This is a genomic window from Devosia sp. BK (genome assembly GCF_032907385.1).
In the GTDB taxonomy this organism is placed as follows: domain Bacteria; phylum Pseudomonadota; class Alphaproteobacteria; order Rhizobiales; family Devosiaceae; genus Devosia.
The window spans coordinates 355,712-369,182 of sequence record NZ_JAIMBX010000002.1 but is presented as its reverse complement, the minus strand read 5'-3'; the positions used below and the strand labels follow the sequence as shown (position 1 = coordinate 369,182).

General features: G+C 61.2%; 20 protein-coding genes. 7 read left to right on the top strand and 13 right to left on the bottom strand.

Going from position 1 to position 13,471, the window contains the following annotated elements; genetic code table 11:
• Positions 1 to 121 precede the first annotated feature (121 nt).
• Positions 122 to 736 (bottom strand): 2,3-bisphosphoglycerate-dependent phosphoglycerate mutase, encoded by a 615-nt coding sequence (locus tag DevBK_RS13750; protein ID WP_061908498.1) that lies wholly within the window; start codon positions 734 to 736, stop codon positions 122 to 124.
• Between the two features lie 11 nt (positions 737 to 747).
• A complete protein-coding gene (dapB, locus tag DevBK_RS13745) occupies positions 748 to 1,560 on the bottom strand; it encodes a 4-hydroxy-tetrahydrodipicolinate reductase (RefSeq protein ID WP_317185862.1) in 813 nt (270 codons plus the stop codon).
• Positions 1,561 to 1,705: 145 nt separating this feature from the next.
• On the opposite strand from dapB, the gene DevBK_RS13740 reads away from it, so the two are divergent.
• Positions 1,706 to 2,056 carry a VOC family protein gene (locus tag DevBK_RS13740; protein ID WP_061908496.1) on the top strand — a complete coding sequence of 117 codons (351 nt, stop codon included), beginning with the start codon at positions 1,706 to 1,708 and terminating at the stop codon, positions 2,054 to 2,056.
• On the opposite strand, the gene coaA is transcribed toward DevBK_RS13740, so the two are convergent.
• From coaA to hisB, 8 genes are all read right to left on the bottom strand, one after another.
• Positions 2,053 to 2,991, bottom strand: coding sequence for a type I pantothenate kinase (gene coaA / locus DevBK_RS13735; protein WP_317185861.1), 939 nt, complete (start codon positions 2,989 to 2,991; stop codon positions 2,053 to 2,055). The genes DevBK_RS13740 and coaA overlap by 4 nt on opposite strands.
• Positions 2,991 to 3,308: a phosphoribosyl-ATP diphosphatase gene (locus tag DevBK_RS13730; protein WP_244484028.1), complete on the bottom strand. Its 318-nt coding sequence runs from the start codon at positions 3,306 to 3,308 to the stop codon at positions 2,991 to 2,993. The genes coaA and DevBK_RS13730 overlap by 1 nt, the downstream gene beginning before the upstream one ends.
• 109 nt (positions 3,309 to 3,417) lie before the next feature.
• Positions 3,418 to 4,218, bottom strand: a complete 801-nt coding sequence (gene hisF / locus DevBK_RS13725) for an imidazole glycerol phosphate synthase subunit HisF (protein WP_317185860.1) — start codon at positions 4,216 to 4,218, stop codon at positions 3,418 to 3,420.
• Between the two features lie 91 nt (positions 4,219 to 4,309).
• Positions 4,310 to 4,639 carry a hypothetical protein gene (locus DevBK_RS13720; RefSeq protein WP_317185859.1) on the bottom strand — a complete coding sequence of 110 codons (330 nt, stop codon included), beginning with the start codon at positions 4,637 to 4,639 and terminating at the stop codon, positions 4,310 to 4,312.
• Positions 4,636 to 5,364, bottom strand: a complete 729-nt coding sequence (hisA, locus tag DevBK_RS13715; protein WP_317185858.1) for a 1-(5-phosphoribosyl)-5-[(5-phosphoribosylamino)methylideneamino]imidazole-4-carboxamide isomerase — start codon at positions 5,362 to 5,364, stop codon at positions 4,636 to 4,638. The genes DevBK_RS13720 and hisA overlap by 4 nt, the downstream gene beginning before the upstream one ends.
• Positions 5,365 to 5,502: 138 nt before the next feature.
• The gene (gene hisH / locus DevBK_RS13710; RefSeq protein WP_317185857.1) at positions 5,503 to 6,147 is read right to left on the bottom strand and encodes an imidazole glycerol phosphate synthase subunit HisH; all 645 of its coding nucleotides are present in this window, start codon (positions 6,145 to 6,147) and stop codon (positions 5,503 to 5,505) included.
• The gene (locus DevBK_RS13705) at positions 6,144 to 6,497 is read right to left on the bottom strand and encodes a DUF2628 domain-containing protein (RefSeq protein WP_317185856.1); all 354 of its coding nucleotides are present in this window, start codon (positions 6,495 to 6,497) and stop codon (positions 6,144 to 6,146) included. The genes hisH and DevBK_RS13705 overlap by 4 nt, the downstream gene beginning before the upstream one ends.
• Positions 6,498 to 6,640: 143 nt before the next feature.
• Positions 6,641 to 7,228 carry an imidazoleglycerol-phosphate dehydratase HisB gene (hisB, locus tag DevBK_RS13700; RefSeq protein WP_156464046.1) on the bottom strand — a complete coding sequence of 196 codons (588 nt, stop codon included), beginning with the start codon at positions 7,226 to 7,228 and terminating at the stop codon, positions 6,641 to 6,643.
• Positions 7,229 to 7,358: 130 nt separating this feature from the next.
• Between hisB and DevBK_RS13695 the strand changes: the two genes are divergently transcribed.
• From DevBK_RS13695 to hslU, 4 genes are all read left to right on the top strand, one after another.
• Positions 7,359 to 7,856: a hypothetical protein gene (locus DevBK_RS13695; protein WP_317185855.1), complete on the top strand. Its 498-nt coding sequence runs from the start codon at positions 7,359 to 7,361 to the stop codon at positions 7,854 to 7,856.
• A gap of 64 nt (positions 7,857 to 7,920) precedes the next feature.
• A complete protein-coding gene (gene hslV / locus DevBK_RS13690; protein ID WP_061908487.1) occupies positions 7,921 to 8,475 on the top strand; it encodes an ATP-dependent protease subunit HslV in 555 nt (184 codons plus the stop codon).
• A gap of 1 nt (position 8,476) precedes the next feature.
• A complete protein-coding gene (locus tag DevBK_RS13685; protein WP_162243240.1) occupies positions 8,477 to 8,992 on the top strand; it encodes a GNAT family N-acetyltransferase in 516 nt (171 codons plus the stop codon).
• 21 nt (positions 8,993 to 9,013) lie between these two features.
• Entirely contained in the window at positions 9,014 to 10,324 is a 1,311-nt protein-coding gene (hslU, locus tag DevBK_RS13680; RefSeq protein ID WP_317185854.1) for an ATP-dependent protease ATPase subunit HslU, read from the top strand.
• 161 nt (positions 10,325 to 10,485) lie between these two features.
• On the opposite strand, the gene DevBK_RS13675 is transcribed toward hslU, so the two are convergent.
• Genes DevBK_RS13675 through DevBK_RS13665 form a run of 3 tightly spaced genes read right to left on the bottom strand, consistent with a single transcriptional unit; the run spans position 10,486 to position 12,185 of the window.
• The gene (locus DevBK_RS13675; RefSeq protein WP_317185853.1) at positions 10,486 to 10,854 is read right to left on the bottom strand and encodes a helix-turn-helix domain-containing protein; all 369 of its coding nucleotides are present in this window, start codon (positions 10,852 to 10,854) and stop codon (positions 10,486 to 10,488) included.
• Complete coding sequence (locus tag DevBK_RS13670) at positions 10,851 to 11,435, bottom strand: Smr/MutS family protein (RefSeq protein ID WP_317185852.1); 585 nt, start codon at positions 11,433 to 11,435, stop codon at positions 10,851 to 10,853. The genes DevBK_RS13675 and DevBK_RS13670 overlap by 4 nt, the downstream gene beginning before the upstream one ends.
• 24 nt (positions 11,436 to 11,459) lie before the next feature.
• Positions 11,460 to 12,185 carry a Tim44/TimA family putative adaptor protein gene (locus tag DevBK_RS13665; protein ID WP_317185851.1) on the bottom strand — a complete coding sequence of 242 codons (726 nt, stop codon included), beginning with the start codon at positions 12,183 to 12,185 and terminating at the stop codon, positions 11,460 to 11,462.
• A 155-nt stretch (positions 12,186 to 12,340) separates the two neighbouring features.
• Between DevBK_RS13665 and DevBK_RS13660 the strand changes: the two genes are divergently transcribed.
• Both DevBK_RS13660 and secB read left to right on the top strand, forming a co-directional pair.
• The gene (locus DevBK_RS13660) at positions 12,341 to 12,802 is read left to right on the top strand and encodes an FxsA family protein (RefSeq protein ID WP_162236085.1); all 462 of its coding nucleotides are present in this window, start codon (positions 12,341 to 12,343) and stop codon (positions 12,800 to 12,802) included.
• A gap of 88 nt (positions 12,803 to 12,890) precedes the next feature.
• On the top strand, positions 12,891 to 13,412 hold the full coding sequence (gene secB, locus DevBK_RS13655) for a protein-export chaperone SecB (RefSeq protein ID WP_061908480.1): 522 nt from the start codon (positions 12,891 to 12,893) through the stop codon (positions 13,410 to 13,412).
• Positions 13,413 to 13,471: the final 59 nt, after the last annotated feature.

The window sequence follows — 13,471 nt, the reverse complement described above, 5'->3', positions numbered from 1 at the left end:
CTCGGAACCCCCTCCTAGCCTCCCCCTGGTAGGGGGAGGGATCTGCCGGTGGCTCACAAGTATCGCGGGCACGCACAATGCGTTCCTCCCCCTATCAGGGGGAGGCTAGGTGGGGGTGGCCCTAGAGCTTGAGCCGCTCAACCAGCTTTCCATCCGGGCCAATCTTGTAGACCGTTGGCTCACCTGTACCGATTTCGCGGGCCAGAATCTCATCAGGTGTCAAGCCCTCGATGGCCATGACCAATGCACGGAGCGAGTTGCCGTGGGCGGCAATCAGGACAGTTTTGCCGGCCTTGAGCTGGGGCAGGATTTCGGCGTCGTAATAAGGCAGGGTGCGGGCTGCGGTGTCTTTCAGCGATTCACCGCCGGGAGGGGGAACGTCGAAGGACCGGCGCCAGATCAGCACCTGCTCTTCGCCCCACTTGACCCGGGCATCGTCCTTGTTGAGGCCCGAGAGGTCGCCGTAGTCGCGTTCGTTGAGCGCGATGTTGCGGGTGATGGTGACGTTGAGGATGCCCATCTCTTCAAGGATGAGATCGAGCGTGTGCTGGGCGCGGCGGAGGGCCGAGGTGTAGAACAGGTCAGGCGCAAAGTTTGCGGCCTTGAGCGCTTTGCCGGTGGCCCGGGCTTCGCCTTCACCCTGCTCGGTGAGGTTTGGATTGCGCCAACCGGTAAAAAGGTTCTTGAGGTTCCATTCGCTCTGGCCGTGACGGACCAGGATCAGTGTGCCGGACATTCTTTTGTTCCCTAGTCGTTGAGGCCGAGGACGTCGGCCATGGTGTAGAGACCCGCGGGCTGGTGGGTGGCCCAAAGGGCGGCGCGGACGGCGCCATTGGCATAAATGGTGCGGTCTTGCGCCCGATGATTGAGTTCGATGCGCTCGGAAGGGCCGGCAAGGATGACCATGTGGTCGCCGATGACATTGCCACCGCGCAGGGTCGCAAAGCCGATAGTGCCGAACTCGCGCGGACCGGTATGACCATCGCGCACGCGCACGGAATGATCTTTCAGTGAAATATTGCGCCCCTTGGCGGCAGCTTCCCCGAGCATCAACGCGGTGCCCGAGGGCGCGTCGACCTTGAGGTTGTGGTGCATTTCCAGAACTTCGACGTCGTAGTCGGGCAGGGCCTGCGCGGCCTTTTCGACGAGCACGGCGAGTGCAACCATGCCGGGCGAAAAATTTCCGGATTTGACGATCCGCGCGCCCGCTGCAGCGGCGGCAGCGATTTCGGCATCGTCGGCTTCGGAGCAGCCGGTGGTACCGATGAGGTGAACCAGGCCCTTGGTGGCGGCAAGCTGGGCAAGCGCCACGGTTGCGGCGGGGGCCGTAAAGTCGATGATGACGTCGGCCTGGTCGAGGAGCGCGATAATATCGTCGGTCACTTGGACACCGAGCGCGTCGATGCCGGCGAGGGTGCCCGCATCCTTGCCGATGGAACTTGCGCCAGGGCGATCAACAGCGCCGACCAGTTTGAGCCCGGCACTTGCAGCCACTGCCCTGATATTGGCGCCGCCCATACGGCCGCCGGCACCGGCAACCACGGTTCTGAGCTCTGTCATGCCCGGTCTCCCGAATTCGTCGAGAACGCCTATATCAGTGCCAGGCCCAACCGCCAACTCTCTGGCGCAATTGAGCAAGTCGAGCCCAATCGACACAATTGCCACAAAACCCTAACTTAGTGGCCGAAGCAGAAACGGACCCGCAATGACCATTTCAAATGCGCTGGCCAGCATCGCTGTCGAAAGCCTCTCGGAATCGCTCGTCTGGTACGAGTATCTTTTCGGCCGCAAGGCCGATGCCCGGCCCATGGCCGATGTCGCCGAATGGAAGCTTCCGGGCGGTGGCTGGGTGCATGTGGCGACCGATGCCGACCGGGCGGGGGCGAGCACTGTTACGCTTATCGTCGATGATCTGGCCGACGAGATCGGGCGATTGGAAATGTTCGGGATCAAGCCGGTGGCCAAAGCCATCGGTCACTTCTTCAGCACCGCCAAACTGCGCGACCCCGATGGCAATCTGATTGTGCTGAGCCAACCGCAACCGGGGACGTATTAAACCCGCCGCAAGCTCACATTCTCGATCAGATGATCTTTGCCCTTCTTGAGGATCAGGTCGGCGCGGCCTCTCGTGGGCAGCACATTGTCGACGAGATTGGGCAGGTTGATGGTGCGCCAGACTTGGCGGCCAAAAGTGCCGGCTTCTTCTTCGCTCATTTCGGCGAAGCGGCGGAAGAAGGAGGTGGGGTCCTTGAAGGCGGTTTCGCGGAGGCGGAAGAAGCGCTGCATGAACCATTCTTCGAGTTCATCGGTATCGGCGTCGATATAGACCGAGAAATCGATGAAGTCGGAGGCAAAGAGGATGGGACGGCCGGTGCGCGGCAATTCGCCGGGCTGAAGGATATTGAGGCCTTCGACGATCAAAATGTCGGGGCGATCGACGACGATCTCTTCGCCCGCCACGACGTCATAGACGAGGTGGGAATAGACCGGCACCTTCACCTTGGCCTTGCCCGATTTGATATCGCCCAGAAATTTGACGAAACGGGCGCGGTCGTAGCTTTCGGGAAAACCCTTGCGCTGCATCAGGCCTTTCTCGGTGAGCGTCGCATTGGAATACAAAAATCCGTCGGTGGTGACGAGATCGACGCGTGGGGTCGATGGCCAGCGTGAAAGCAGCGCTTTCAGGATACGCGCGGTGGTCGATTTGCCGACGGCAACCGAGCCGGCGACGCCGATGATGAAGGGGACCTTGTGGCCATGCGGAGTTTGGAGAAACCGCGATTGGACATTGTGCAGGCCCTGGATGGCTTCGACGTAGTAGGAGAGGAGCCGCGAAATCGGCAGATAGACCTCTTCGGCCTCGGTCAGCGAGATGGGATCGGTCAGGCCGCGCAGGCGATCGATGTCGCCCTGGTCGAGCGTCATCGGCGCACCGTCGCGCAGCTTGCTCCACTCGCCCTTGGTGAAATGATGATAGGGATCGAGGGCCATCAGCTTTGGTCCGTTCTGGAGGCTTTTTCGGCAAGGCCGGATTGAGCGGTGCGGGCATCGAGCTCGGCCATGACCTGGCTCAGCGGCACGCCGGACGCGCGCAACACAACGAGCATATGGAAGAGCAGATCGGCCGATTCCTTGACGAGCTCGGCCTTGTCGCCGGTGACGGCAGCGATGACCATTTCGGTTGCTTCCTCACCGACCTTTTGCGCTGTTTTGTTGATGCCGCGGGAAATCAGCTTGGCCGTGTAGCTTTCTTCGGGCGAGGCGGCAGCGCGCAGAGCGATGCGGGCTTCGAGGTCTTCAAGGGTCATATTTTTGGTCCTTTCCGCTTCCACCGCGTCATTCCCGCGCAGGCGGGAATCTCAGCCGATGGGAAGGGATTCCCGCTTTCGCGGGAATGACATTGTGCTTGGGGCGCCATCAGGCCGAAGCGGGATCCATTCTCATGGCAATCCCGTGTTCGACCATATAGCGCTTGGCCTCAGGAATCGTAAAAGTGCCGAAGTGGAAGATGGACGCAGCGAGGACGGCGCTGGCATGGCCTTCGATGACGCCGTCGACCAAGTCCTGCAATTTGCCGACACCGCCCGAAGCGATGACAGGGACTTCCACCGCGTCGGCGATCATGCGGGTCAGCTTGAGATCAAACCCTGACTTGGTGCCGTCGCGGTCCATGGACGTGACGAGCAATTCGCCTGCGCCACGATCGACCATTTTGGCGGCGAACTCCACCGCGTCGATGCCGGTCGGCTTGCGGCCGCCATGGGTGTAGATTTCCCATTCCGAGCGATTGTCGCCGCCGACGCGCGCATCGAGCCGCTGCTTGGCATCGACCGAAACGACGATGCATTGATTGCCGAATTTGTCTGCGGCGCGGGAGATGAAATCGGGGTCGCTGACAGCTGCGGAATTGATCGCGACCTTATCGGCACCAGCGAGGAGAAGCTTGCGGATGTCTTCGATCGAGCGAACCCCACCGCCGACCGTGACCGGCATGAAGCAGTGTTCGGCGGTGCGGGCGACGACGTCAAAAATCGTGTCGCGGCCTTCGTGGCTCGCGGTGATATCGAGGAAGGTCAATTCATCGGCGCCAGCCGCGTCATAAGCCATGGCAGCCTCGACTGGATCGCCGGCATCGATGAGATCAACGAAATTGACGCCCTTGACGACACGGCCGCCAGCCACGTCGAGACAGGGAATGATGCGGGTCTTGAGGCTCACCGGCGGCATCCTTTCTTGTGCGCGTCCTCGCTGCGCTGCGGGCGGCGCGGGCAGGCCACGTCGAGACAGGGAATGATCCGTGTTTTAAGGCTCATGGCTGAATGCCCTTTTGGCGTCGCCCCCAGGCGATGCGGTGGGTGGTGACGATGACGATCCAGACGATCACGGCGCCGAAGCCGAGCGGCAGGGTGAGAAGGCCGAACCAGCCCATGACGAACATCGTATAAAGCATGTCGCCCATATCGGTGCCGCCAACCATGCAGACATTAACCCCGCCCTCATTGAGATTGCAGCCATTGGCGCTAGCAACACTGCTGGAAATGATGACCGAGATTACCGGGCCGAGCGCAATCAACAGGATGACGATCAGCACCAGGATATAGCGCAGCCACGGAAAGCGGGGCGGCTGGATCTCGCTCATGCGGCCCTCAATTTGGCGAGTGCTTCACGTGAATCAATCCGTCCATCATAGAGCGCACGGCCGGAAATGGCGCCTTCAAGAACTTGGTATTCCGGGCGGGTCATGCGCTCGATATCGTCCATGGAAGCAAGGCCGCCCGAGGCGATGACGGGGAGGGAGGTCGAGCGGGCCAGATCGAGGGTAGAATCCCAGTTGATGCCAGCCAAAATGCCATCGCGGTCGATGTCGGTATAGATGATGGCGGCGACACCAGCGCCTTCGAAGCGCTTGGCGAGTTCCACGATGGACAGCTCGGAGGTTTCCGCCCAACCTTCCACCGCCACCATGCCGCCCTTGGCATCGGTGCCGACGGCGACCTGGCCGGGCCATTTTTTGGCGGCTTCTTTCACCAGCTCCGGATCGCGCACGGCGACGGTGCCGAGAATGACGCGGGCGAGACCCTTGTCGAGCCAGGCTTCGATATGATCGAGCGTGCGAATGCCACCGCCGAGCTGGACAGGGAAGTTGACAGCTTTGAGGATGCTCTCCACCGCCGCGCCATTGACGCTCTCGCCGGCAAAGGCGCCGTTGAGATCGACGACGTGCAGATATTCAAAGCCCTGGTCTTCGAAACTCTTGGCCTGGGCGGCGGGATCGTCGTTGAAGACGGTCGCCTGATTCATGTCGCCGAGTTTCAGGCGCACGCACTGGCCGTCTTTGAGGTCGATGGCGGGGAAGAGGATCATGGTCTTTTGCCCTTTGGCAGAACCCCCACCCGGCCTCCCCCTGAAGGGGGGAGGGGCAGGGACTTTGGCTTTGGCACGATCGTGCCTCAAACTCGAACGCGTCTCTCCCCCTTCAGGGGGAGGTTAGGTGGGGGTGCCTCACGGCGACCAGCTCAAAAAATTCTCGATCAGCTTCAGTCCCAGCGCCTGGCTTTTCTCCGGGTGAAACTGCGTCCCAAAAATATTGTCGCGGCCGATGCAAGCCGTCACCGCGCCACCATAATCGGTCGTGGCGATGAGGTGCGTCGGGTCACTCGTATGGAAATGGTAGGAGTGGACGAAATAGGCGTGGAGCCCATCGGGGATGCCGGCGAGAAGGGCGTGGGGATTGAGCACCGAAATGGTGTTCCAGCCCATATGCGGGATCTTCAAAGCCGGATCGGACGGGGTGATCTTTTCGACGGCGCCGGGGATCCAGCCGAGGCCCTGGGTGATGGTCTTCTCGCGGCCTTCGGTGGCAAGCAGTTGCATGCCGACGCAGACGCCGAGGAAGGGCGTGGTGCCACGGATCACGCGTTCGTCCAAAACTTCGGTCATGCCGGGGACGGCATCGAGGCCGGCCTTGCAATCGGCGAAGGCGCCGACGCCGGGGAGCATGATGCGGTCAGCGCGACGCACGAGATCGGGGTCGGCGGTGACGATGATGTCGGTGCCATCGCCGCGTTCAGCAGCGACGCGCTCGAAGGCATTGGCGGCGGAGCGCAGATTGCCCGCGCCATAATCGATGATCGCGACAGTGCTCATGAGCGAGGCTCCAGAACGGCCAGACGTGCGAGATCGGCATCGCTGGCGAAGCGATGACCCGCTTGTTTAAATTTGCGGCGCTCAAGCGCGCGACGTCGGGCGCCTGGAGCCGCAACACCGAAGGCGATGGCAAAGAGCAGGTAGAGCCAGAACGCGGTCTCGCTGCCGAGGAAGCGACCGGCGAGCACGACGAAGCCGGCACTGATGACGAAAAGCCCAAGCTGATCCCAGAGCCGATGGACGAGCGCATGAACGGGCGGCAGGAGCGCCGCGAACCAGGAAAAACGCTCGGCGACTGCCGCGGGGAGGACGGTTGCGTTGGGGGATCGGTAGAGGGCGAAAAGGGTCACGGAAGGCTCCGAATACTCGATGTCATCCCGGCCTTGGGCCCGGATCCATCCTGAGATCTCGAGATGGGCCCCGGCTCGAGGCCGGGGTGACATCCGTATTTGGGGCTGACTTAGTGCAAAAACGCGCCAAGCGGAAGGGCGCTTTAAAGCGTGCCCTTGGTGCTCGGCACGCGGTCGGCCTGACGGGGGTCGATCTCGAGCGCATCGCGCAAGGCGCGCGCCACCGCCTTGAACATCGACTCGGCCAGATGATGGTTGTTGTCGAAGTAGAAATTTTCGATGTGGAGCGTGATGCCCGCATTGATGGCGAAAGCCTGGAAGAACTCGCGGAACAGCTCGGTGTCGATGTCGCCGATCTTGTCGCGATTGAATTCGGCCTTGAAGACGAGGAAGGGGCGGCCGGAAACATCAAGCGCGGCGCGGGTCAGCGTGCCGTCCATGGGCAGGTCGCATGAGGCGTAGCGGCGGATGCCCTTCTTGTCGCCGATGGCTTGGCTGATGGCTTGGCCCAGCGCAATGCCGACATCTTCCACCGTGTGGTGGAAATCGATGTGCAGGTCGCCCTGGCAGGACACATCCATGTCGATGAGCGAGTGGCGCGAGAGCTGGTCGAGCATGTGATCGAAGAAGCCCACGCCGGTCGCCATTTTATGCGTGCCGGTGCCATCCAGATTGATCGAGACTGATATCTCGGTCTCGTTGGTCTTGCGGGCGATGCTGGCGGTGCGCATGGGCGTCTCTCCGATGGTCGCGGCTCATTAGCAGATAGGCGCAAAGGCATAAAGATGGCGTTGCCGTGCCATGGCAGTTCCATATTTCAATGCAGGCTGGCGCGAGGTTTTCAGCTTGAAGGATTTGTCGATGCGCTTGGTCCCCGTTTTCGCCCTCGGACTTTTGGTTCTTGCGCCGCTCCCGGCCGAGGCACAATCGACGCGCGACGCCTGCACGCTGCTCGACAAGAACCTGCTGACGGAGACCCTGGGCCAGGAGCCGGAACTGCGCGAAGAAAATGGCGCAGGCACCGGCGTGTCGCTTTGCAGCTGGCGCGGTGGCGAAGGGGAGGGCCTTCGCGTCCATTCGATTACGGCGGTGAGCCAGAACATCGTCGGGGGCACGCCGCTCGAGTATTTCAAGCAGCACCAAGGCTACAAATTCGAAGAGCTGACCGCAGCCAATGTGGCCACCATCGAGGGGCCTTGGCAGGCGGGGTATCTGGTCGATGTGACGACAGAGCCCAATCCCGATCAGCTCTACGTGCTTACCTTCATCAACAAGGATGACACGGTGACCATCGAGACCTATGGCCTCCCCAAAGAGACGACCGTTGCTCTCGCGGAGTCTGTCGCGCGCGGCATGTAGCCGCGCATTGCAATCACGCAGCGCGCTCCTAAATAGTACTCAACAGTTCGGAGTACCTCCCCAAATGAGCGACAACACTTCTCCCGGGTGGCACGGGACAACCATCGTTTCCGTGCGCAAGGGCAACAAGGTCGTGGTGGCTGGCGATGGCCAGGTCTCCATGGGCCAGACCGTGATGAAACATGGCGCGAAAAAAGTGCGGCGCCTCGCCGGTGGCAAGGTGATCGGCGGCTTTGCCGGATCGACCGCCGATGCCTTTACGCTGTTCGAGCGGCTCGAAGCCAAGCTCGAGCAATATCCAGATCAGTTGATGCGCGCGGCCGTCGAGCTCGCCAAGGACTGGCGGACCGATCGCTATCTGCGCAAGCTCGAAGCCATGATGATCGTGGCCGACAAGACTGACACGCTGGTGCTGACGGGCAATGGCGATGTGCTGACGCCCGACCATGGCGTCATCGCTATCGGCTCGGGCGGCAATTATGCTCATTCGGCGGCGCTCGCTTTGCATCAGGCGACCGAGCTTGATGCCGAAGACATCGCCCGCCGCGCCATGAAGATCGCCGAGGAAATCTGCGTCTATACCAATGGCAATGTCACGCTCGAAACGATCGAGACCTGACGTGCGTTTTTCTATCCGGCGGCTCGGAGCAGGGGACGTGGCGGCCTATCGGGCGATAAGGCTCGAAGGTCTTGCCAACCACCCTGAGGCGTTTTTGTCTTCGGCCGAAGCCTTCGCTGAAAAGAGCCATGCCGAGATCGGGCGGATGCTCGAAGGGTTGACCGTTTTCGGTGCTTTCACGCCGGATGGTCTGCTCGCCGGGATCAATGCTTTCCTCCAAAACGAAGGCACCAAGGATCGGCACCGTGGCTGGATGCTGCAGGTCTATGTGCGGCCCGAGTTTCGCGGCACGGGCGCATCCAAGGCGCTTTGCGAGCATCTGATCGAGCATGCACGTGGCAAGGTCATCCAGGTGCATTTAGGCGTCTGGTCGGAAAACGAGCCGGCAATCCGGCTTTATAAAAAGCTGGGCTTTGAGGTCTATGGCACCGAGCCCCGCTATCTCTACGTGAACGGTCGATATCTCGACGAACACCTGATGGTGCGCTTCCTGGACCGCGATGCGGCCCAACAGTAAGGTACTGTGGAAAGTAACAAAATGACAGAGACCAATTTTTCGCCGCGCGAGATCGTTTCCGAGCTCGACCGCAATATTGTCGGCCAGCATGACGCCAAGCGCGCGGTGGCCGTGGCGCTGAGGAATCGCTGGCGCCGGCAGCAGTTGCCGCCCGAATTGCGCCGCGAGGTCACGCCAAAAAATATCCTGATGATCGGGCCGACCGGCGTCGGCAAGACCGAGATTTCGCGCCGTCTGGCGCGGCTTGCGCAAGCGCCGTTCGTTAAGGTGGAGGCCACCAAGTTCACCGAAGTCGGCTATGTGGGCCGCGATGTCGAGCAGATCATTCGCGATCTCGTCGAAGCGGGGATTACGGTTCTCCGCGACAAGCGGCGGCGGGATGTGCAGGCGCAAGCCCACCATAATGCCGAAGAGCGCGTGCTCGACGCCTTGGTCGGCACGTCGGCTACCCCTTCAACGCGCGATTCGTTCCGCTTGAAGCTCCGCAACAACGAGCTCGACGACAAGGAAATCGAGATCGAAATGCAGCCGGCCCCCAATACGGGCGGGTTTGAAATGCCGGGCATGCCCAATGGCGGCATCGGCATGATCAATCTCAGCGACATGTTCAAATCGGCTATGGGCGGCCGCGGGGTCAAGCGTAAGGTCAAGGTCAAGGACGCCTATGAGCCGCTGATCGCCGAGGAAGCCGACAAGCTGCTCGATCAGGAACAGCTCAAGACCGAAGCCATCGAGCTCGTTGAGAACCACGGCATCGTCTTCATCGACGAGATCGACAAGGTGGCGCAGCGCGAAGGCGGCGTGCAGGGCGGGCCATCGCGTGAAGGCGTGCAGCGCGATCTGCTACCCTTGATTGAAGGCACGACGGTCGCGACGAAATATGGGCCGGTCAAGACCGACCATGTCCTCTTCATTGCTTCGGGCGCTTTCCATGTCTCGAAGCCCAGCGATCTCTTGCCTGAGCTTCAGGGTCGTCTGCCGATCCGGGTGGAGCTGAAAGCCCTGACGCGCGAGGATTTCATTCGTATCCTCAACGATACCGAGGCGAGCCTCGTGCGCCAATATGTGGCGTTGCTCGGCACCGAAGGCGTGACGCTGACGTTCACCACCGACGCGATCGAGGCGATTGCGGATGCGGCGGTGAAGGTCAATTCCTCGGTCGAGAATATCGGCGCCCGTCGTCTGCAGACAGTCATGGAACGGCTGGTCGAAGAGATTTCCTTCGATGCGCCGGACAAGGCAGGACAGACGATCGAGATCGACGCAGCGTTTGTGCGCGAAAAGGTGGGTGTGTTGGCTGGAGACACGGACTTGAGCAAGTTCGTGCTTTAGGGCTCGGACCTTACCTCACGCTTGATGGGGCACCCTCCCCTGGACGGGGACGGTTGGGGAGGGGTGTTCTCACACCCGGGATCATGGCTCCCGCACCCCCTCCCATCCTCCCCCGTGGAGGGGGAGGTGTCCCGCCCGTGCGCGGGAGTGTCATCAAAGGCCTACCGCTTCTTTCCCGTGCGCTTCACCAGTTCATCTCGCAAGAACTTGAGGTCTTCAGGGTCGAGCCGGTCGATATTGTCCCGTAGACGATTGGCCAGTTCGGTCGCCTCGGGGGAAAGCCCGCCTGTGTCGATCGTCACCTTGGGGTCGGAAATTTCCGAGAGGCGCTGGAGTTCTTCGGCCTCGTCCCAGATGACATTGAAATAGGCGATCATGCGGTGGAGCAGGAAGCTCGTGGGCGTGCCGCGCCTGCCGTGTTCCAGCGCCGAGAGATAGGCGCTCGATACGTTGAGCGCCGCAGCCATTTCCTTGAGCGATATGCCCCGCGCTTCTCTAAGGGCCCGCAGTTTGGCGCCAAGCGGGGTCATGGCCGGCGCAGGCGCACATACCATGCGCCCTCCCCACCATGGCCGCGGGCGGCAAGGCTCCAGCCGGAAATCATGTGCGAGAGACCCGGTTCGGACAGCCAGATCGGCAACATTGTGCGCAGAATGCCGCGTTCGGTCATGGCGGCGATATAGTCGTTTTCGGTCTTGGCACCCTTGCCGGTGATGACGAGCAGGGTCCGGTCACCCCGCGCAGCGCGTGCGCCGATAAAGCGGCGCAGCGTTTCGCGCGCGACGACCTGGGTCATGCCGTGAAGGTCTATCGTGCCATCGATTTCGATACGGCCGCGGCGGACCTTTTTATGGATGGCTGGATCGACATTCTTGTCGACCACTTTGGCGGCGGGCAAAGGCGCTTGATAGGCCGGCAGGAAAGGCTTTTTGGGGGTGCCCATGCGGGGGGGCGCCTTGATCGCCGGCGTCGGTTCGGGCTCGGGAATGGGCAAGGCAGGCTTGGACCCAAATTTCAAAAGCCCCTTGCGACGCAGGGGCTCAACCGTCTCGGACACGGAGGTCCAGAGATGGAAATCGTGCGGCAGGCGCTTGGAGTCGCGCTTGGACATTTTTGACGCCTGCCGGAAGCTTGATCAGTCGAGCTGGCTCGTGGTGACGACTTTCCAGTTCGGATCGCGCGATTTGGGATTGCGCGCAAAAGTCCATTCGTCGGCGATGGTCTGCACCTGGTCGGCATTGCCTTCGACGAGATTGCCGTCCTTGTCGCGAATTGCCGAAACCACTTCGGCGTGGAAATCGACCGTCACGAGAACATTCTTCTTGTCATATTCTGCTTGGACAATAGCGACCTTGGGGAGGCCCACAAAGGTGAACTCGTTCTTGTGGCCGGCCGCTTCACGATCGGAAATCGCGCGGGCAAAGCTCTCATAGACGTCTTTTTCCAAAAGGTTCTTGAGCGTCGTGCGGTCGCCTTCGGCAAAACCGGTGACGATCATCTCGTAAGCCTGCTTGGCGCCTTCGAGGAAGGATTTTGGCGTGAACCCAGTATCCGCCTCGGCGACGGCGCGAAGGCCGGCGGCCAATTCGGCATTGCCGGCCGCGGCCTGCTCGATCTCGGCTTCGAGTTTGCGCGTGCGGCGCTCGTCGTCAAGGTTGGGGCCATCAGCCGGGCGTGGGCGCTGCGGCACGACGCCATCATCGGCAGCAGCGGTTTTCTTTTCGGCCGGCGTCGAGCGGCTGCGGTCGATCGGCGGGCGCTCATTGCCCGTCCGCGTTCCCAGGACAGAGCGGAGGCGGAACAGCACGAAGACCGCGACCACAATGGCGATGAGGGTGGGCAGATCGAGAAACTCGTCCATATGTCGGTGCACCTGATAGCTGGGCGTGCCTAAAGACGCCGTTGAGCGCTCGCCGAGCGCGCGTGTTGAACCTATATATAGGAAAAGCTTTCGCTCAAAACCAGTTCACTCACGGCGGCGCGATTTGCCGCGCCCCTAAACAAAGGATGACCCGGGTGCTCCGCTTCATTCCCATTCTGTTTCTACTTCTGCCTCTGATCGAAATCGCGCTCTTCATTCTGGTTGGCCGCACCATTGGCGTCATGCCGACGCTGGGTCTTGTCGTCCTCGCCGTCGTCCTCGGCATTGCGGTGCTCCGCCAGCAGGGCCTCAGCGTCCTCAACCGGATGCGCAGCAATATGCAGACCGGTACGCTACCGGGACAAGCGCTGTTCGACGGTATGGTGCTCGCCGTCGCCGCAGTTTTGCTGATCATTCCCGGATTTCTGGGCGATGCGATTGCCCTCGTGCTGATGGTGCCGCCGGTTCGTCATTGGCTCTATAAGACACTGACGCGCAACATGACCGTCGTGCAGACGACAACAACATCCTATCGCCATGCGAACGATGCCGAACCGCCCCATCTCAAAGGGAGCCAGACGATCGACCTCGACGACGATGACTGGCAGCGCAAATAGGAGCTGAACCAGCCTCTTTGCTTGTCCGATATCGGCAAAGATGCTAGCCAGCCGGGCAAGAAAACGTCCAAACACAAAGGGACCAATTATGGCCGACGAAAACCAGGGCGCGGCAGCGCCGCAGCCCGGCAACGCGCCCAGCATGAATCTTGTGGGCCAGTATGTCCGCGATCTTTCTTTTGAAAATCCAGGCGCGCCCGGCACCATCATGGCCGGTGGCGGCAACCCGGCTTTCAACGTTTCGATCTCGGTCGGCGTCAAGAAGCAGTCAGACGATCTCTATGCGGTCGAGCTCAACCTCAAGGCCAAGGCCAACCGCGAAGAGACGCTCCTCTTTAACGTCGAGCTGGTCTATGGCGGCGTCTTCCGCCTGCGCAACATCCCAGAAGCCCAGATCTCGACGCTGTTAATGGTTGAATGCCCGCGTCTGATCTTCCCATTTGCCCGCCAGGTGCTCGCCAACGTTACCCAGCAGGGCGGCTTCCCGCCGCTGATGATGGAGCCGGTCGACTTCATGGCCATCTATCGCCAGAATCTTGCCCAGCTCGCAGCCAAGCAGCAGGCCGAAGGTGGCGCCGCCGCCGCTCCAGCCAGCGACCTGCCCAACTGATTTTTGGATTTTTGATTTTGAATGTGAAGGACCCCGGCGCGAGCTGGGGTTTTTTAGTT